This window comes from Azospirillum oleiclasticum, from assembly GCF_013423485.1.
GTDB classification, from domain to species: Bacteria; Pseudomonadota; Alphaproteobacteria; order Azospirillales; family Azospirillaceae; genus Azospirillum; species Azospirillum oleiclasticum.
The window spans coordinates 20,916-38,392 of the sequence record NZ_JABFFR010000014.1; the positions used below are offsets into that span (position 1 = coordinate 20,916).

16 protein-coding genes are annotated in these 17,477 nt (G+C 69.1%); 10 read left to right on the forward strand and 6 right to left on the reverse strand.

Annotated elements, in window-relative coordinates:
• Nucleotides 1-26: 26 nt before the first annotated feature.
• Together HL658_RS16695 and HL658_RS16700 are read right to left on the reverse strand one after the other, a co-directional pair.
• Entirely contained in the window at nucleotides 27-359 is a 333-nt protein-coding gene (locus HL658_RS16695) for a hypothetical protein (protein WP_180283455.1), read from the reverse strand.
• Nucleotides 360-384: 25 nt separating this feature from the next.
• Nucleotides 385-699 carry a hypothetical protein gene (locus tag HL658_RS16700; RefSeq protein ID WP_180283456.1) on the reverse strand — a complete coding sequence of 105 codons (315 nt, stop codon included), beginning with the start codon at nucleotides 697-699 and terminating at the stop codon, nucleotides 385-387.
• A gap of 111 nt (nucleotides 700-810) precedes the next feature.
• Between HL658_RS16700 and HL658_RS16705 the strand changes: the two genes are divergently transcribed.
• On the forward strand, nucleotides 811-1,128 hold the full coding sequence (locus HL658_RS16705) for a KH domain-containing protein (RefSeq protein ID WP_180287645.1): 318 nt from the start codon (nucleotides 811-813) through the stop codon (nucleotides 1,126-1,128).
• Nucleotides 1,118-1,489, forward strand: coding sequence for a hypothetical protein (locus tag HL658_RS16710; protein WP_180283458.1), 372 nt, complete (start codon nucleotides 1,118-1,120; stop codon nucleotides 1,487-1,489). The genes HL658_RS16705 and HL658_RS16710 overlap by 11 nt, the downstream gene beginning before the upstream one ends.
• Before the next feature lie 7 nt (nucleotides 1,490-1,496).
• Here HL658_RS16710 and HL658_RS16715 read toward each other — a convergent pair whose 3' ends face one another.
• Nucleotides 1,497-4,178, reverse strand: a complete 2,682-nt coding sequence (locus tag HL658_RS16715) for a nitrate reductase (protein WP_180283459.1) — start codon at nucleotides 4,176-4,178, stop codon at nucleotides 1,497-1,499.
• 456 nt (nucleotides 4,179-4,634) lie between these two features.
• On the opposite strand from HL658_RS16715, the gene ettA reads away from it, so the two are divergent.
• Nucleotides 4,635-6,311 carry an energy-dependent translational throttle protein EttA gene (ettA, locus tag HL658_RS16720; RefSeq protein WP_180283460.1) on the forward strand — a complete coding sequence of 559 codons (1,677 nt, stop codon included), beginning with the start codon at nucleotides 4,635-4,637 and terminating at the stop codon, nucleotides 6,309-6,311.
• Nucleotides 6,312-6,389: 78 nt separating this feature from the next.
• On the opposite strand, the gene HL658_RS16725 is transcribed toward ettA, so the two are convergent.
• Nucleotides 6,390-7,742: an MFS transporter gene (locus HL658_RS16725; protein WP_180283461.1), complete on the reverse strand. Its 1,353-nt coding sequence runs from the start codon at nucleotides 7,740-7,742 to the stop codon at nucleotides 6,390-6,392.
• 184 nt (nucleotides 7,743-7,926) lie between these two features.
• Here HL658_RS16725 and HL658_RS16730 point away from each other — a divergent pair, with 184 nt between their 5' ends.
• Nucleotides 7,927-8,697 carry an IclR family transcriptional regulator gene (locus HL658_RS16730; RefSeq protein WP_180283462.1) on the forward strand — a complete coding sequence of 257 codons (771 nt, stop codon included), beginning with the start codon at nucleotides 7,927-7,929 and terminating at the stop codon, nucleotides 8,695-8,697.
• Between the two features lie 108 nt (nucleotides 8,698-8,805).
• Here the strand turns inward: HL658_RS16730 and HL658_RS16735 are convergent, their stop codons facing one another.
• Nucleotides 8,806-9,420, reverse strand: coding sequence for an MlaC/ttg2D family ABC transporter substrate-binding protein (locus tag HL658_RS16735; protein ID WP_180283463.1), 615 nt, complete (start codon nucleotides 9,418-9,420; stop codon nucleotides 8,806-8,808).
• A gap of 75 nt (nucleotides 9,421-9,495) precedes the next feature.
• Nucleotides 9,496-10,266, reverse strand: coding sequence for an MlaA family lipoprotein (locus tag HL658_RS16740; protein ID WP_180283464.1), 771 nt, complete (start codon nucleotides 10,264-10,266; stop codon nucleotides 9,496-9,498).
• 328 nt (nucleotides 10,267-10,594) lie between these two features.
• On the opposite strand from HL658_RS16740, the gene HL658_RS16745 reads away from it, so the two are divergent.
• Genes HL658_RS16745 through metH form a run of 6 tightly spaced genes read left to right on the forward strand, consistent with a single transcriptional unit; the run spans nucleotide 10,595 to nucleotide 17,470 of the window.
• On the forward strand, nucleotides 10,595-11,572 hold the full coding sequence (locus tag HL658_RS16745) for an ArsR/SmtB family transcription factor (protein WP_180283465.1): 978 nt from the start codon (nucleotides 10,595-10,597) through the stop codon (nucleotides 11,570-11,572).
• Complete coding sequence (metF, locus tag HL658_RS16750; protein ID WP_180283466.1) at nucleotides 11,569-12,465, forward strand: methylenetetrahydrofolate reductase [NAD(P)H]; 897 nt, start codon at nucleotides 11,569-11,571, stop codon at nucleotides 12,463-12,465. The genes HL658_RS16745 and metF overlap by 4 nt, the downstream gene beginning before the upstream one ends.
• A 46-nt stretch (nucleotides 12,466-12,511) precedes the next feature.
• Nucleotides 12,512-12,988, forward strand: coding sequence for a DUF29 domain-containing protein (locus tag HL658_RS16755; RefSeq protein WP_180283467.1), 477 nt, complete (start codon nucleotides 12,512-12,514; stop codon nucleotides 12,986-12,988).
• A 2-nt stretch (nucleotides 12,989-12,990) separates the two neighbouring features.
• Nucleotides 12,991-13,467 (forward strand): DUF29 domain-containing protein, encoded by a 477-nt coding sequence (locus HL658_RS16760; protein ID WP_180283468.1) that lies wholly within the window; start codon nucleotides 12,991-12,993, stop codon nucleotides 13,465-13,467.
• Between the two features lie 2 nt (nucleotides 13,468-13,469).
• The gene (locus HL658_RS16765; protein ID WP_180283469.1) at nucleotides 13,470-13,943 is read left to right on the forward strand and encodes a DUF29 domain-containing protein; all 474 of its coding nucleotides are present in this window, start codon (nucleotides 13,470-13,472) and stop codon (nucleotides 13,941-13,943) included.
• A 35-nt stretch (nucleotides 13,944-13,978) separates the two neighbouring features.
• Nucleotides 13,979-17,470, forward strand: coding sequence for a methionine synthase (gene metH, locus HL658_RS16770; RefSeq protein WP_180283470.1), 3,492 nt, complete (start codon nucleotides 13,979-13,981; stop codon nucleotides 17,468-17,470).
• Nucleotides 17,471-17,477: the final 7 nt, after the last annotated feature.

Here is a 17,477-nt window from a genome sequence, read left to right on the forward strand (position 1 = left end):
GGCCAGCGGCCTCAGGTCCGGGACGCTCAGCGCCCCTCCGCCACGAAGGCGTCGAACAGCTCGCCGGCACGATGGACGCTGCTCGCAGCCCTCTCCCGCGGCAAGGGCATGGAGAACTGATAATCCGCGGCCACGCGGACCCGTTGCAGGAAGGGCAGGGCATCCTGGGCCGTCAGCAGGAAGCCGCCCGCCGTGGACGCATCGACCGGAACGAGGCGGGCGAGCAACTGGTCATGGCGGGCCTGCCGACGGTCGCCGCGGTCAAGGCCGAAGAAGCCGGCCACCAGATGATAGGCCGCGCAATAGGCAGCGTGTGCTGCGGCCCGGTGCCCGGCCTCCCCCTGGTCCGGCTCGGCCAAGCGGCGGGCGAGACCGAGCTACGCGTCAGGCGCCATCAATCCTCTGGGTGTACTCCGCCACCATCCGCCCCGACCACGGCACACCATCCGCCCGCAGCATGGCCTTGGCCCGGCGCTCTCGCTCGATCAGGCCCTGTGTGTCGTCGAGCAATGGCCGGGGCACAGTGACATCGACCACGAGGAAGACCGCATCCTCCGGCCAGGATTCCCACCGGCGGCCGACAATGCGAGCCTCCGGCAACAGCCGCGCGAAGGCGTCGGCGAAGGCGTCAGCCATCCGCTCCGCCGTGGCCTTCTCCGCTTCGGTCAGCCCGATTTCGGCGCGCGCGACATGGTTCATGGGGTCGAAGTGTAGGAGCGGCCGGGAGGGCCGTCAACGTCGTCCGCCCCTCGCGGCGACGGCCGGACATCCCCCTTGAGCCCATACCACATCCACCCCACACTCCCCCCCATGAACCACATCACCCCCACCGTCGACCTCGACCTCGCACCGGAGGAGATCGCGCGCGCCGAGCGGATGGCGGACGCGTACGCAGAGGCGTTCCCGCGCCTCGTCCCCGGTTCGCGGGTGATCGGGCAGCGTTGGGAGGCTTGGCCCAACGACGCGGTGTTCCGGGTGGTCACCATCGCCGTGCCCGCGGCGTTGCGCGAGGATGCGGCGCGGCTGGTGGCGATTAACCGTGACGTCCGTCGGCACGTGTACGCGAACGGCGTCGCCTATTCACCCTATGTGGTCCATCAGTTCGAGACGGTGGGCGATGGTGCCTGACCGGTTCCTGGCGCTCGCCCGTTCATTGCTGACGACGGAAGGCGCCGAGGCCGAAGAGCGGTTCCGGGGTGTGGCGCACGCCGCGTACTATGCCAGCTACCATCTGATCGCGCGCCACTATGGGCTTGATCCCCTGAACCGCCGGCAGGCGCGGCACGACCCTCTGCTTGCGCGTCTGCGTGATGATCCTGCCGATGCGCTGCTGGTGTCCATCGGCCGGGACGCGTTGCCTCTGCTCCACGCCATGCGCACCCGCGCCGATTATGACCTCGGCATCCGCTTCGGGCACGAGGCGGCGGCGGAGGCTCTGGCCGAAGCCGAACGCCTCTTCGCCGCCGGTCCTGCCGTGGACGCCCGGTAGCCCCCCGTCACGCCACCGCGTCGCAGCGCCGGGTTTCGGCCAGCAGGGCTTTCAGTTCCGGGATGCAGGAGCCGCAGTTGGTGCCGGCCTTGAGCGCGGCGCCGATGGCCTCGACGCTGGCGAGCTCCTGATCGCGGATCGCCGCGGCGATGCGGGTGACGCCGACGCCGAAGCAGGCGCAGACTGTCCGCCCCTCGTCCGGCCGCGCCACCGCGGGGCGGCCGGAGAGCAGGGCGAGGCGGCTGGGCGCTTCGGCATCGGCGGCGAACAGCGACACCAGCCAGCCGCGGTCGAGCCGGGCACCCTCCGCGGCGAGGAAGACGCAGGCCTCCACCCGTCCGTCGCGGAACCACGCCCGCCGCAGCACGCCCCGGGCAAGGTCCAAATACTCGACCGTCTCGGCTCCGAACCCGCCGAACCACGCGTCGAGATCGTCCAGACCGGGCAGGGCGCCGTCGCCGGCCAGTTCGTGCATGTGGCAGCCCGCCGCCGCATGCCGGCACCAGTAGGGGACCGCCGCCGGCTCCACGGCCGCCCGGCTCACCAGCAGGCCGGACCACGCGGTGGGAAACGCCGTCACCTCGGCCGGCATGCGCTTGCTGTCCGGCTGGCCCGAGAAGGGGTCGGTGATGCCGTCGATCAGCGCGCCGACCACGCAGGACGCGGTGAAGCGGTCGGTCCAGTGCATGGGCAGGAAGACCTCGCCGCGGCGCTGGCCGTCCTCGATGCGCACCCGCGCGATGGCGGTGCCGGTTGCGGTGGCGATGCTGGCAAGCGCGCCGTCCTTCAGCCCGCGCGCCGCTGCGTCGGCCGGGTGGAGGGCGACGGCGGGTTCCGGCGCGTGTGCCGACAGGCGGGGTGAGCGCCCGGTGCGCGTCATGGTGTGCCACTGGTCGCGCAGGCGGCCGGTGTTCAGCCGCAGCGGGAAGGCGTCAGTAAGGCCGCGCGCCATCGGCCGGCCGGTGACCGGAACCAGTCGACCGCGCCCGTCCGGCGTGAAGAAGCGTCCGTCGGCGAACAGGCGGCCCGCCGGCACCCCGCCGGCCGGGAAGGGCCAGCGCACCGGTGCCAGCGCCTCGTACGCGTCGTCGGTGGCGGTCGTCAGGGCCCCGATGTCGAAATCGCGGCTGCCCCCGTTCTCGAAGGCCGAGAGGGCCGCGTGCTCGCGGAACACCGCCGCCGGACCGGCGTAGGCGAAGGCGTCGCTCCAGCCCATGGCGCGGCCCACCGCCGACAGGATCCACCAGTCGGCCCGTGCCTCCCCCGGCGGAGCCAGGAACGGGCGCTGGCGGGAGATGGTCCGGTCGCTGTTGGTCACCGTGCCGTCCTTTTCGCCCCAGGCGAGGGCGGGCAGGCGGATGTGGGCGTGGCGCAGCGTGTCGGTGTCGGCCTCCGTCTCCGACGCGATGACCAGTTCACAGCGGCCCAGCGCCGCGCGCACGCGTTCGGCGTCGGGCAGGCTGACGGCGGGGTTGGTCGCCATGATCCACACCGCCTTCACTCGGCCGTCGCCAACGGCGTCGAACAGATCGACCGCCTTCAATCCCTCGGTCTCCGCTACGCGGGGAGCATTCCAGAAGCGACGCACGCGGTCGATGGAGGCGGCGTCGAACCCCATGTGCGCGGCGAGCTGGTTGGCGAGCCCGCCGACCTCGCGCCCGCCCATGGCGTTGGGCTGGCCGGTGACGGAGAAGGGACCCATGCCCGGCCGGCCGATGCGGCCGGTCAGCAGATGGGTGTTGATGATGGCGTTCACCGTGTCGGTGCCCTGCGCCGACTGGTTCACCCCCTGGGAGAAGACCGTGACCACCCGCTCGGTCCCGGCGAACAGACCATAGAAGCGCTCGATCGCCTCGACCGGCAGGTCGCACGCGTCGGCGACGGCTGCAACGTCCGGAACCTCCGCCATGGCGGAGGCCAGCGCCCCCTCGAGGCCGGTGGTGTGCGTGTCGACAAAGCCGCGGTCGGTCAGCCCGCCGCGCGCCAGCCGCAGCAGCAGCCCGTTGAACAGCGCGATGTCGCTGCCCGGACCCAGCGGCAGGTGCAGGTCGGCGTCCTCGGCGGTGGCGGTGCGGCGCGGGTCGATCACCACCACGCGGGTGCCGCGCGCCGCACGGGCCGCCAGCAGCCGCTGGTGCAGCACCGGGTGGCACCAGGCGAGGTTGGAGCCGACCAGCACCACCAGATCGGCCAGCTCCAGGTCCTCGTAGACGCCGGGCACCGTGTCGGCCCCGAAGGCGCGCTTGTGCCCCGCCACCGTCGACGCCATGCACAGGCGGGAGTTGGTGTCGACGTTGGCGCTGCCGATGAAGCCCTTCATCAGTTTGTTGGCGACGTAGTAGTCTTCGGTGAGCAGTTGGCCGGACAGGTAGAAGGCGACGGAGTCCGGGCCGTGCCGGTCGATGATGGCGGACAGGCGCTGCGCCACCGCGCCGATGGCGTCCTCCCAGCCGACGCGGTGCCCGTCGATCACCGGGTGCAGCAGACGGCCGTCGGGCCGGGTCGTCTCGCCCAGCGCCGAGCCCTTGGAACAGAGCCGTCCGCGGTTGGCCGGATGCTCCGGATCGCCGCGCACCACCGACAGGCCGCCGGGGCCGGCCTCGGCCAGCACGCCGCAGCCGGTGCCGCAATAGGGGCAGGTGGTGCGGCGGCCATGCCCGGCGCCCAGCTGTATGACGGGATTGCTCATGCCCTTGTTGCCCCCATGGTCCGCTGCTGCCCGATCCGCAGGCACGGCGCCGCCGCCACCCGCATGCCGGGACAATTCAGCAAGAAACAAGCCAAGACCTTGGTATTGGGGGCAAGACCAACGGAGGTGGCAGAAAGGCCCGTGGGACCAGGCGCGGGTGGCCGGTGGAAATTCTTGATGGGATTGGCTTTTCCGCATGTGACGGCGATCCGGCCCGCCGCCCGTCCGACTGGCGCTCTGTCGGACGGATGGCGCCGGGGCCGGGCGCGTGACGCGCCTTCTGCCGGCTTCTTGTGCGCATGCGCTCGGAATGGGCGGGCGGGACCGCGGGAGGACCCCGCCTTCGCGGTTCCCAACCGTGCCATCGATGCGCTAAAACCCTGACGCGGTGTTCACGGCGCCCGCTGGGGCGCCCTCGTTCGCGCATCCCCGTGGTGTCCAGGGCTGGAGAGGCGCATGGCGTCCTATCAATACGTTTATGTCATGAAGGGCCTGACCAAGGTCTATCCCGGCGGCAAGAAGGTGCTGGACAATGTCTGGCTGTCCTTCTACCCCGGCGCCAAGATCGGCGTCATCGGCGTGAACGGTTCCGGTAAGTCCACCCTGCTGAAGATCATGGCCGGGCTGGACAAGGACTACAACGGCGAGGCGTGGTCGGCGGAAGGGGCGAAGGTCGGCTACCTGCCGCAGGAGCCGCAGCTCGATCCGTCCAAGACCGTACAGGAGAATGTGCTGGAGGCGTTGAAGGAGACCAAATCGCTGGTCGACCGCTTCAACGAGGTCTCCAACCTGATGGCCGAGCCGGACGCTGATTTCGACGCGCTGCTGACCGAACAGGCGGAGCTCCAGGAAAAGATCGACGCCGCCGACGCCTGGGACCTGGAGCGCACGGTCGACATCGCCATGGACGCGCTGCGCTGCCCGCCGGGCGACAGCAGCGTGGACAAGCTGTCGGGCGGCGAGAAGCGCCGGGTGGCGCTGTGCAAGCTGCTGTTGGAGAAGCCCGACCTGCTGCTGCTGGACGAGCCGACCAACCATCTCGACGCCGAATCCGTGGCGTGGCTGGAACGGCACCTGGAGGAATACAAGGGCACCGTGGTGCTGGTGACCCACGACCGCTACTTCCTCGACAACGTCACCGGCTGGATCCTGGAGCTCGACCGCGGCCAGGGCATCCCCTACGAGGGCGCCTATTCGGCGTGGCTGGAGCAGAAGCAGAAGCGGCTGGAGCAGGAGGGCAAGCAGGAGCAGGCCCGCCAGAAGCAGCTTGCCGGCGAGCTGGACTGGATCCGCGCCAGCCCGCGGGCCCGCCAGGCGAAGAGCAAGGCCCGCATCGCCGCCTACGAGACGATGCTGGCCCAGCAGAAGGACGCCGCGCCCGACCAGGCGCAGATCGTCATCCCCGCCCCGCCGCGGCTGGGCGATCTGGTGATCGAGGCCGACGGCATCGCCAAGGGCTTCGGCGACCGGCTGCTGATCGACGGGCTGTCCTTCAAGCTGCCGCCGGGCGGCATCGTCGGCATCATCGGTCCCAACGGCGCCGGCAAGACCACGCTGTTCCGCATGATCACCGGGCAGGACAAGCCCGACAGCGGCAGCTTCCGCGTCGGCGAGACCGTGGTGCTCGGCTATGTGGACCAGAGCCGCGACACGCTCGACGGCAAGCGGACGGTGTGGGAGGAGATCTCCGACGGGCTCGACGTGATCGAGCTCGGCAAGAAATCCATGCCCAGCCGCGCCTACGTCGCCGCCTTCAACTTCAAGGGGTCCGACCAGCAGAAGAAGGTCGGCCAGCTCTCCGGCGGTGAGCGCAACCGGGTGCATCTGGCGAAGATGCTGAAGTCCGGCGCCAACGTGCTGCTGCTCGACGAGCCGACCAACGACCTGGACGTGGACACGCTGCGGGCGCTGGAGGACGCGCTGGCCGATTTCGCCGGCTGCGCCGTGGTGATCAGCCACGACCGCTGGTTCCTCGACCGCATCGCCACCCACATCCTGGCCTTCGAGGGCGACAGCCACGTCGAGTGGTTCGAGGGCAACTTCCAGGATTACGAAGCCGACAAGAAGCGCCGCCTGGGCGCCGACGCCGACCAGCCGCACCGCATCAAGTACAAGCCGTTGGTGCGGGGCTGACGGCAGCCTCCATGTACCGGGCAAAGAAAAAGCCCCTCTCCCGTCGTCGGGAGAGGGGCTTTTTCTTTGCGGCTCACCTCACTTCGGCATCGCCGTTCCCAGCCGGCCGCTGGGGGCCGGACGGGCGTCCGGGGTCGGGTCGGTGTGGTGGAAGCGCATGGCCATGACCGACAGGAAGCTGATGGCGGCCACCACGGCGACGTAGGCGCAGATCCACCAGGGTTGGCCGTTGCCGTAGCCGAGCAGCGCCGTGGCGATCAGCGGGGTCAGGCCGCTCGCGAAGATGCCGGAGAACTGGTAGACGAAGCTGATGCCGGTGTAACGCACCCGTGGGCTGAACAACTCCGAGAACAGCGCCGCCTGCGGGCCGTAGACGGCCGGGTAGGCGAAGGAGAAGGGCAGGACGATGGCGAACCAGACCCAGGCCGCCTCGCGGTAGGTGTTCATCAGCCAGAAGGACGGAAACACCAGGATGCCGATCGCCGCCGCACCGCAGCAGTAGATGGTGCGGCGGCCGATGCGGTCCGACAGCATGCCGTAGAGCGGGACCATGACGATCATGATGGCGGAAGCGATGATCACCCCCATCAGCGCGGTCGAGCGCGGCAGTTGCAGCGTCGTCGTCACGTAGGTGATGATGAACACGCCGAAGATGTTGAAGCACACTCCCTCGATGTAGCGGGCGCCCATGCCGAGCAGCACGTTCTTCGGATGGGTGGTCAGCAGCTCGACGAAGGGGACGGCGGCTTCGCTCTTGGATTCCTTGACCTTCTGGAAGTCGGGCGTCTCGATGATCTTGACCCGGATGTAGAGACCGACCGCGACCAGCAGGCCCGACAGCAGGAAGGCCACCCGCCAGCCCCAGGCCAGGAACTGCTCGTCCGTCAGGTTCGACAGCAGCGCCACCACCCCGGCGCTCAGCATCAGGCCCGCCGGCACGCCGATCTGCGGCCACGAGCCGTAGAAGCCGCGCCTCCCCTTCGGCGAATGCTCCACCGCCATCAGCACGGCCCCGCCCCATTCGCCGCCGATGCCGATGCCCTGCATCACGCGCAGGAACAGCAGCAGGATCGGCGCCCAGATGCCGATGCTGTCGTAGGTGGGCAAAAGTCCGATGAAGAAGGTCGCCAGCCCCATGATCAGCAGGGTCAGCACCAGAATGGTCTTGCGGCCGATGCGGTCGCCGAAATGGCCGAAGATCACACCGCCCACCGGCCGCGCCACGAAGCCGACGGCAAAGGTTGTGTAGGCCAGCAGCGTGCCGACCAGCGGGTCGTAGGACGGGAAGAACAGCTTGTTGAAGACCAGCGCGGTGACCACCCCGTAGAGGAAGAAGTCGTACCATTCGATGGTGGCGCCGACGGCGCTGGCGAAAGCGATCTTGCCGATGGACACAGGCTCGTGCGCGTTCGAGCTTGCGGGGTTGCTCATCATCCCTCCGATTGTGTTGTCGTTGCCGCCCCCGGCGCGGAGGGCCGGCCATTGCCCCGGGCAGGCCTTCCGCAAGAAAATTTGCCGCGGAGGTTATTTTGTACGCGGATAATCGGCAACATGGAAATCTGTGCAGTCCCGCAATATGATAACGATCTGTCGCATTGAATGAGACTGAGGGCGGATGATGGAGGGTGGCTCGACCCGGTCAGCCGTTGGCAAGATCGTCGCCGTGATCGAGGCGCTGGCGCGCGCCCGCAAGGCACCGACGGTGACCGAGTTGGGAGCGGCACTGGGGCTCAGCCGCGCCCAGGCTTACCGCATCGCCGCGGCCTTGCAGGAGGAAGGCGTACTGACGCGCCATCCCAGGAGCGGGCGCCTGATGTTCGGCCCGCGGCTCGGCGCAGCGGCGCTGCGCATTGCCGGCGGCTCGCCGATCAACCCGCTGTGGCACAAGCTGCTCCAGGACTTGCGGGAGGCGGTGGGCGAAACCTGCAACCTCGTGGTCTTTCCCGACGCCACACCCACCTACTTCGACCGGGTGGAGGCGGGATGGCCGCTGACCCTGCATTTCGGGATCGGCACGCGGGTGCCGCTGCACTGCACCTCCGCCGGCAAGCTGTACCTGACGCGGCTGCCGGCCACCGAGCGGACGCTGTTGCTGGAGCGCATGGACCTGCATTCCTGCACGCCGCGGACCTTCACCGACCGCGCAGCGCTGGCGGCGCATCTGAACGAGTTGGCGGTCGAGGGGATCGGCATCGATCTGGAGGAGTTCGTCGTCGGCATGGTCGCCATCGCCGTGCCCGTGCTCACATCCGACGACCGCCTTCTCGCAGCCCTGTCGGTGCACGCGCCAACGGCCCGGCTGCCGCCGTCGGGCTTGCGGGGGTTGCTGCCGCAGCTCCGGCGCACCGCCGCCGATCTGGGGGCGGTGTTCGACGCGGTGGGGTAGGGTGGGCACCCGCTGTGGCGGCACACCCGTTCCTGGCCGATCCCTGAAACGACGAAGGGCCGCACCCTGCGGTGCGGCCCTTCGTCAGGCGAAGCTGGAGTGGACGGCTCAGCCCTTGCCCACGCGCTGGCGCAAAGCGTCGATCAGGCCGGCGACGCGGCCGCCGTTGGACTGGATGACGGAGGCGAACTCGGAGCGCTGGGTCACGCCCATGCTCACGCCTTCGACCACCACGTCGATGATCTTGTGGCTCGAGTCGCGGCTGCGCACGCGCCATTCCACATTGATCGGCGGCCCATTGGTGCGGACGACCTGGGTGGCGACCATGGAGTCGTTTTCACCGGCCGGGGCCGATCCGGTGATCTTGAACGTCTCACCCGCATAATCGACAAAGCGGTTGGCGTAGGTCTCGACCACCAGCTGCTCGAACAGGCGCTGGTATTCCTGCTGCTCCTGCGGGCTGGCCTGGTTCCAGTAGCGGCCCAGCACCCAGCGACCGATGTAGGGGACGTCGAAGCCCTTGTTCAGCAGCGACTTGAAGCGAGTCACCGCCTGTTGGCGGGACAGGCTCTTGTCGGCGAAAGTGGCGATCGTCTCGTTCCCCAGGGTCTGGATGAACGCGACGGCGCTTTTGTCGCCGGACTGGGCGAAGGCGGGGGGCACGACCCAACTGCCCAACGCGAGCAGGGCCGCGCACGCGATGAACGAACGGCGTGTCAGCATGGTATGGATCAAGTATCGACTACACGCCCCTTGTCAATGGGGAGCCTGCGAAAGGCTCCCCATCCGCGCCGACCGTCACTTCTTGGCCGCGTCGGTGGTGTATTCAGGGAAGTCCGGCTGCGGCGAGGTGCCGGACTGGTCGCGGATGGCGGCCGCACGCTGCTGCGCGTACAGGCTGCGCACGGTCGCGTACATGTCGATCGAGTTGCGGCGGAGATCGTCCACCTCGTCGAGAAGACGCGAGCGGCGATCGACACCGGACGCTCCGGTGCGTGCATACAGCCATTCCTCGTGGTCGTTGCTGACACCCCAGATGCGCACCGGATCACCGACGGTGTCCACCACATAGCCCGTGGTGTCGCGCAGGTTCGACGGGCCCAGCAGCGGCAGCACGATGTAGGGGCCGTCACCGACGCCCCAGACCGCCAGCGTCTGGCCGAAATCTTCCGCGACGTAGCCATTGCCGGCCTGGGTCGCCACATCGGCGATGCCGCCGGCACCCAGGATGGTGTTGGTCATGAAGCGGCCGGTCGCCTGCACCGCCCCGTCGAAATCGCCCTGCAGCAGGTTGTTGGCGATGGTCAGCGGGCTCAGCAGGTTGCGGATGAAGGACTGCACCGAATCGCGGACGGGGTCGGGCACCACAAAGACGTAGCCCTGGGCGACCGGCTTGATCACCGCCTTGTCCACCGCTTCGTTGACCGCGAAGACACCGCGGTTCACCGGTTCCAGCGGATCATACACGGCGTTGTCCGTCGTCGGCTGGGTGGCGCAGCCGCCGAGGCAGGCCGCGAGGGTCGCGGCAGCCGCCGCACGGATCGGGGAGCGGAACATCGAAGCGGGCATCGAACGGGCTCGTCTCACGTCGGTTGTTGTTGGAACGTCCCGAAGCGGCCGTTGGATGGTGCTGCGGGCGCGAGGCGAAACTGGCTGAAGAGCGCGGACATCTCCCGGCGAGCGCCGGACAACACCCGTCCTGAAGGTTGATCTAACACCCTCTTTGCCCTTTTGCCAGGGCACGCGGCGGTGCACAAGCCTGATTTGGCCACAGCTGTGGTAACCTTGCACAGGGTGGTAATCCGTTTAGGGGAGAAGGCCGGTCAAAAACCGGTTTACGCTGCATAAAGATATCTTTATATCTGTATTCGGCAGCGTGACGGAGGGCTGGCGGCGCATGGATGATCTGTTGGGAACCCTGAAGGCGGCGGCGGAGACCACGCGACTCCGGTTGCTGGCGCTGTGCGCGCATGGTGAGCTCACGGTCACAGAGCTGACCCAGATATTGGGGCAGAGCCAGCCGCGCGTCTCCCGCCACCTGAAGTTGCTGTGTGACGCCGGTTTGCTCGATCGCTTCCGGGAAGGCACCTTCGCCTTCTTCCGGCTGGCCGAATCGGGAGCCTCCGCGGCGCTGGCCCGCGTGCTGGTGGACGCCATTCCCGCCGACGACCCGGTGCTGGCGCTCGACCTGGAGCGGCTGGAGGCGATCAAGCGCGGGCGCGCCGAATCGGCCGCCGCCTATTTCCGTGAAAACGCGTCGCGCTGGCATGAGATCCGCGCTCTGCATGTGCCCGAGCGCGAGGTGGAGGAGGCGCTGCTGCGCCTTCTGCCGCTCGACGGCATCGGCTCCTTGCTCGACATCGGAACCGGCACCGGCCGCGTCCTCGAACTGCTGGGGCCGCGCGCCGAGCGCGCCGTGGGCGTCGACCAGTCGCGCGAGATGCTGGCCGTCGCCCGCCTGAAGCTGGAGGAGGCGGGGCTGCGCCACTGTCATGTCCGGCAGGCGGACATGTACCAGCTTCCCTTCTCCACCGGCAGCTTCGATGCCGTGACCGTCCATCAGGTGCTGCATTTCGCCGAGTCCCCCGCCGAGGTGCTGGCCGAATCGGCGCGCGTGCTGCGCCCCGGCGGGCGGCTGCTGGTGGTGGATTTCGCCCCGCACGGGCTGGAAAGCCTGCGCGCCGAGCACGCCCATCGCCGCCTGGGCTTCGCCGACGAGGAAGTGGTGCACTGGTGCCGGCAGTCGGGACTCGACTGCGGCCCGGTCGTGCATCTGCCGGGCGACCCGCTCACCGTGTCCATCTGGCCCGCCTTCCGGCCGCCGCGGCGGTCGGTGGCCACCCCTCAACCCATCACCACCGGAGCCCTTTCATGACGTCCGGCGCGCCGACGGTCAGCTTCGAGTTCTTCCCGCCCAAGACGGAGAAGATGGAACAGAGCCTGTGGCAGGCGATCCGGCGGCTTGCCCCGCTGGCGCCGGCCTTCGTGTCCGTCACCTACGGCGCGGGCGGCTCGACGCGCGAGCGCACCCACGCCACGGTCTGCCGCATCCAGAGCGAGACCGGCATCCACGCCGCCGCCCACCTGACCTGCGTCGGCGCCACCGCCGACGAGATCGACGCCGTCGCCCGGACCTACTGGGACGCCGGCATCCGCCACATCGTGGCGCTGCGCGGCGATCCGCCGGAGGCGGCGGGAGGCGTGGCCGGCCATTACACGCCGCACCCCGGTGGCTACCCCTACGCCGCCGATCTGGTGGCGGGCCTGCGCCGGGTGGCCGATTTCGAGCTGTCGGTCGCGGCCTATCCCGAGAAGCACCCGGAGGCCGGCTCGGCCGAGGCCGACCTCGACAACCTCAAGCGCAAGATCGACGCCGGGGCGACGCGCGCGATCACCCAGTTCTTCTTCGACAACGACGCCTATTTCCGCTTCGTGGACCGTGCGCGCGCGGCCGGCATCGATGTGCCCATCGTGCCCGGCATCCTGCCCATCACCAACTTCGCCCGCGCGGTGGAGTTCGCCGGCCGCTGCGGCGCGGCCGTGCCCGCCGCCATGGCCGACGCCTTCGATGGGCTGGACGCCGACCCGGAGACGCGCCAACTCGTCGCCGCCACGGTCTGCGCCGAGCAGTGCCAGGCGCTGCGCGCGCAGGGCGTGCACGATTTCCACTTCTACACGCTGAACCGGGCCGACCTGACCGTCGCGATCTGCCACCTGCTGGGCGTGCGCGCGAAGGCGGTCCCGGCGGAGGCGGTGGCGGGAGCCTGATCCACCCATGCTACACTGACCGGAGTCCGGCAAGGGAACCCCACCCATGGACCGCCACCCCGCCTACGACGACGATTTCTACGCCTGGACCCAGGACCAGGCGCGGCGCCTGCGCGACGCCGCGGCCGAGCGGGTGAACGCGCCCATAGACTGGGAGAACCTGGCGGAGGAGGTGGAGAGCATGGAGCGGTCGGAGGTCCGGGCGCTGGGCAGCGCTCTGATGTGGGTGATCGAGCATCTGTTGAAGCTCGAACACGCGCCGGCTGCCGACCGCCGGCCGGGCTGGGAGGAGTCCGTGCTCACCCATCGCGTGGCGGCGTGGGAGGAGATGGAGGCCAGCCCCTCCCTGTGCGGCCGCATCGACCTGGAGCGCCGCTATCAGGACGCCCGCCGCTTCGCGGCCCGCGGGATGGCGCGCGATGGCCTGCCGGAATCGGTCCTGCCCGACGCCTGTCCCTATACGCTGGAGCAGGTGCTGGACCACGATTGGTGGCCGGTCAACCGCCACGGGCTGGAGGACTGACCATGGACCGGCATCCCGGCTACGACGAGGACTTCTTCGCCTGGACCCAGGATCAGGCGCGGCTGCTGCGCGAGGCGGCGGCCGAGCGGACGAACACGCCGATCGACTGGGACAAACTGGCGGAGGAGGTCGAAGGCGTGGGGCGGTCGGAGCTGAGCGCGGTAGAGAGCGCCCTGATGAGGGTGATGGAGCATCTGCTGAAGCTCGAGTTCTCCCCCGCCGCCGACCCGCGCGCGGGCTGGAAGGCATCCGTGATCGAGCACCGCGCCCGCGCCGCCAAGGACCTGAAGGCCAGCCCGTCCCTGCGCAACCGCATCGACCTGGATGGCGAGTACGCGACGGCGCGCGACCTTGCCGCCCTTGGCCTCGCCCGCGATGGGGTTCGGGCGGAGGAGTTGCCGGAAGCCTGCCCCTATGGTCTCGACCGGCTGCTCGACCGCGCGTGGTGGCCGGCGAACCGGCGCGGGCTGGAGGACTGACCATGGACCGGCACCCGGCTTGCGACGAGGACATCTACGCCTGGACCCAGGAACAGGCCCGGCTGCTGCGCGAGGCGTCCGCGGTAAGGGTCAACCTGCCGCTGGACTTCGCGCACTTGGCCGAGGAGATCGAGGGCATGGGCAAGAGCGACCGCCGGTCGGTGCAATCGGCGCTCGCCCGCGTCATCGAGCATCTGCTGAAGCTGGAATTCTCCCCCGCCGCCGACCCGTGCGGCGGCTGGCGCAAATCGGTGCGCGAGCAGCGCGCCGCGGCGCTGGATGCGCTTGACGACAGCCCCTCCCTGCGCGGCCGCATCGACCTCGTCACCGCTTGGCGGCGTGGCCGCGGCTTTGCGGTGGACGGGTTGAATCAGAACCGGGTGGACGAACGGCTGCTGCCGGACGAGTGCCCCTACGACCTCGACCAACCGCTCGACGATGACTGGTGGCCGGCGAACCGGCACGCCCTCGACTGACCCCGCCCTTTTGCCAAGAAGAACAGACGATCCCCATGCCCCACATCCTCGACCTCCTCCGCGACCGCGTGCTCCTTTGCGACGGCGGGTTCGGCAGCCGCATCCAGGCGATCGACCTCGACGTCGAGCGGGATTTCTGGGGGCATGAGAACTGCACGGACATCCTGCCGCTGTCGCGGCCGGACATCGTGCGCGACATCCACCGCGGCTATTTCGAGGCCGGGGCGGACATGGTGGAGACGGACACCTTCGGCGCCTCGCCGGTCACGCTGGGCGAGTTCGGCATCGGCGACAAGGCGCACGCGATCAACAAGCGCGCGGTCGAGCTGGCGCGCGAGGCCGCCGAGAGCTTCGGCGACGGGCGCGACCGCTTCGTGCTGGGCTCCATCGGGCCGGGCACCAAGCTGCCCAGCCTGGGCCACATCGCCTACGCCGCGGCGGAGGCATCCTTCCATGTGCAGGCGGCCGGGCTGATCGCCGGCGGCTGCGACGCCATCCTGATCGAGACCTGCCAGGACCCGTTGCAGATCAAGTCCGCCGTCAACGGCGTCAAGCGCGCCCGCGCCGAGGCGGGGACCGACACCCCCGTCTTCGTGCAGGTGACGGTGGAGACCACCGGCACGCTGCTGGTCGGCACCGACATCGCGGCGGCGGCCACCATCATCGATGCGCTCGACGTGCCGCTGATCGGCCTCAACTGCGCCACCGGCCCGCTGGAGATGAGCGAGCACGTGAAGTGGCTGGCGCAGAACTGGCCGGGGCTGATCTCCGTTCAGCCCAACGCCGGCCTGCCGGAACTGGTGGACGGCAAGACCCACTACCCGCTTCAGGCCGGCGACTTCGCCACATGGCTGGAGCGTTTCGTGGCCGAGGACGGGGTCAACATGGTTGGCGGCTGCTGCGGCACCAACGTGCCGCACATCGGCGCCGCCGACGCCATGCTGCGCAAGCTGGCGCCGGCCGGGCAGCTCCGCCCCAATGTCAAGAACCGCACGGTGCATTGGGTGCCGGCGGTGGCCTCGCTCTACTCGCAGGTGACGCTGCGGCAGGAGAACGCCTTCTTCGCCATCGGCGAGCGTTGCAACGCCAACGGCTCCAAGAAGTGGCGCGAGCTTCAGGAGCGCGGGGATTGGGACGGCTGCGTCGATATGGCCCGCGAGCAGACGCGCGAGGGCTCCCACGCGCTGGACGTCTGCACCGCCTTCGTCGGGCGCGACGAGGTCGCGGAGATGAACGAGGTGGTGGGTCGCTTCGTCGGCTCGGTCACCGCGCCGCTGGTGATCGACAGCACCGAGTACGTGGTGCTTGAATCGGCGCTGGCTCTCTATGGTGGCAAGGCGATCATCAACTCGATCAACTTCGAGGATGGCGAGGAGCCGGCCCGCAAGCGGCTGGCGCTCGCCAAGAAGTTCGGGGCCGCGGTGATCGCGCTGACCATCGACGAGGAGGGGATGGCCAAGACCGCCGAGCGCAAGCTGGCGATCGCACAACGCCTCTACGACATGGCGGTGAACGAGTACGGGCTGAAGCCGCACGACCTGCTGTTCGACCCGCTGACCTTCACCATCGCAACCGGCAACGAGGACGACCGGCGTCTCGCCATCGAGACTCTGGACGGCATCGCCGCCATCGCCGAGGCGATGCCCGGTTGCCAGATCATCCTGGGCCTGTCCAACGTGTCCTTCGGGCTGAACGCGGCGGCGCGGCACGTGCTGAACTCGGTCTTTCTCGACCATGCGGTGAAGCGCGGGATGACCGGGGCCATCGTGCACGTCTCCAAGATCATGCCGCTGCACCAGATCGCCGAGAAGGAGGTGAAGACGGCGGAAGACCTGATCTTCGACCGCCGTGCGGACGGTTACGACCCGCTCCAGGCCTTCATCGCGCTGTTCGAAGGGCGCAAGGCCGCCGACGCCAAGAAGAAGGTGCGGCCCGACACCATCGAGGAATGCCTGAAGCAGCGCATCGTCGACGGCGACCGCACGGGGCTTGAGGATGACCTTAAGACGGCGATGGTGACCCACCCGCCGCTGGAGATCATCAACAACTTCCTGCTCGACGGCATGAAGGTGGTGGGCGAGCTGTTCGGTGCCGGCAAGATGCAGCTTCCCTTCGTGCTCCAGTCGGCGGAGACGATGAAGACCGCGGTGGCGTGGCTCGAACCCTTCATGGAGAAGGTGGAGGGCCAGCAGAAGGGCACCATGGTGCTGGCCACGGTGAAGGGCGACGTCCACGACATCGGCAAGAACCTCGTGGACATCATCCTCACCAACAACGGCTACAAGGTCGTCAACCTCGGCATCAAGCAGCCGATCGCCAGCATCATCCAGGCGGCGAAGGAGCACAAGGCGGATGCCATCGGCATGTCCGGCCTGCTGGTGAAGTCCACCGTGGTCATGCGCGAGAACCTGATGGAGCTGAGCCGCGAGGGGCTGGAGGTTCCGGTGGTGCTGGGCGGTGCCGCCCTCACCCGCGCCTATGTGGAGGAGGATTGCGTGCGCTCGTACGCGTCGGGCCGCGTGGCGTACGCGGGCGACGCCTTCGACGGGCTGACGCTGATGGACCAGGTGGTCACCGGCCAGTTCGACACCCAGCTCGCCATCCAGCAGGCCAAGCGCAAGGGACGCGCGACCAACCGCCGCCGCGTGCTGGGACAGGCCACCGGTGCCGCCACCGGGCCGGTGGACGTGGAGGCCGTACGCGCCCGCCGTGCGCGCCTGGCCGAGGGCGTGCCGGTTCCGACGCCGCCCTTCTGGGGGCCGAAGCTGGTGGAGTTCGTGCCGCTGAAGACGCTGGTCACCTACCTGAACGAGCGCATGCTCTACCAGCTCCAGTGGGGCTACCGGAAGGACGGCAAGTCCTTCGAGGAGTTCAAGGAGTGGGCGAAGAAGGAGCTGCGGCCGGTGCTCGACCGCATCCTGCGCATCGCCGCCAAGGAGGAGATCCTGATCCCGCAGGCGGTCTACGGCTATTGGAAATGCGCCGCCGACGGCAACGACGTGATCCTGTTCGAGGAGGACGGGCGGACCGAGACCGCGCGCTTCACGCTGCCCCGCCAGGGCCGGGAGGACGGGGAGTGCGTGGCGGACTTCTTCCGCGACGTGACCGACCCGCAGCGCGACGTCATCGGTCTCCAGATCGTCACCATGGGCCAGCGGGCCAGCGACGTGGCGCGCGACTGGTTCGCCGAGAACCGCTACCAGGACTACCTGTACCTGCACGGCCTGTCGGTTGAGATGGCCGAGGCGATGGCGGAGTACGTGCACGCCCGCATCCGCTCCGAACTGGGCTTCGGGGCGGAGGACAGCCGCGACAAGGAGAAGCTGCTGCAGCAGGACTACCGCGGCAGCCGCTACAGCTTCGGCTATCCCGCCTGCCCGAACCTGCAGGACCAGGAGGCGCTGCTGCGCCTGCTCGACGCCGGCCGCATCGGGGTGGAGATGTCCGACGAGTTCCAGCTCCACCCGGAGCAGAGCACGTCGGCCATCGTCTGCCACCACCCGCGGGCGAAGTACTTCACGGTGTGACCGGGCG

What these genes read in the sequence shown, in the direction of transcription:
- metF (WP_180283466.1), top strand. Translation starts at nt 11,569, where the DNA reads ATGACGTCCGGCGCGCCGACGGTCAGCTTCGAGTTCTTCCCGCCCAAG.
- HL658_RS16755 (WP_180283467.1), top strand. Translation starts at nt 12,512, where the DNA reads ATGGACCGCCACCCCGCCTACGACGACGATTTCTACGCCTGGACCCAG.
- HL658_RS16760 (WP_180283468.1), top strand. Translation starts at nt 12,991, where the DNA reads ATGGACCGGCATCCCGGCTACGACGAGGACTTCTTCGCCTGGACCCAG.
- ettA (WP_180283460.1), top strand. Translation starts at nt 4,635, where the DNA reads ATGGCGTCCTATCAATACGTTTATGTCATGAAGGGCCTGACCAAGGTC.
- HL658_RS16765 (WP_180283469.1), top strand. Translation starts at nt 13,470, where the DNA reads ATGGACCGGCACCCGGCTTGCGACGAGGACATCTACGCCTGGACCCAG.
- HL658_RS16725 (WP_180283461.1), bottom strand. Translation starts at nt 7,742, where the DNA reads ATGAGCAACCCCGCAAGCTCGAACGCGCACGAGCCTGTGTCCATCGGC.
- HL658_RS16700 (WP_180283456.1), bottom strand. Translation starts at nt 699, where the DNA reads ATGAACCATGTCGCGCGCGCCGAAATCGGGCTGACCGAAGCGGAGAAG.
- HL658_RS16745 (WP_180283465.1), top strand. Translation starts at nt 10,595, where the DNA reads ATGGATGATCTGTTGGGAACCCTGAAGGCGGCGGCGGAGACCACGCGA.
- HL658_RS16730 (WP_180283462.1), top strand. Translation starts at nt 7,927, where the DNA reads ATGATGGAGGGTGGCTCGACCCGGTCAGCCGTTGGCAAGATCGTCGCC.
- metH (WP_180283470.1), top strand. Translation starts at nt 13,979, where the DNA reads ATGCCCCACATCCTCGACCTCCTCCGCGACCGCGTGCTCCTTTGCGAC.
- HL658_RS16715 (WP_180283459.1), bottom strand. Translation starts at nt 4,178, where the DNA reads ATGAGCAATCCCGTCATACAGCTGGGCGCCGGGCATGGCCGCCGCACC.
- HL658_RS16705 (WP_180287645.1), top strand. Translation starts at nt 811, where the DNA reads ATGAACCACATCACCCCCACCGTCGACCTCGACCTCGCACCGGAGGAG.
- HL658_RS16735 (WP_180283463.1), bottom strand. Translation starts at nt 9,420, where the DNA reads ATGCTGACACGCCGTTCGTTCATCGCGTGCGCGGCCCTGCTCGCGTTG.
- HL658_RS16740 (WP_180283464.1), bottom strand. Translation starts at nt 10,266, where the DNA reads ATGCCCGCTTCGATGTTCCGCTCCCCGATCCGTGCGGCGGCTGCCGCG.
- HL658_RS16710 (WP_180283458.1), top strand. Translation starts at nt 1,118, where the DNA reads ATGGTGCCTGACCGGTTCCTGGCGCTCGCCCGTTCATTGCTGACGACG.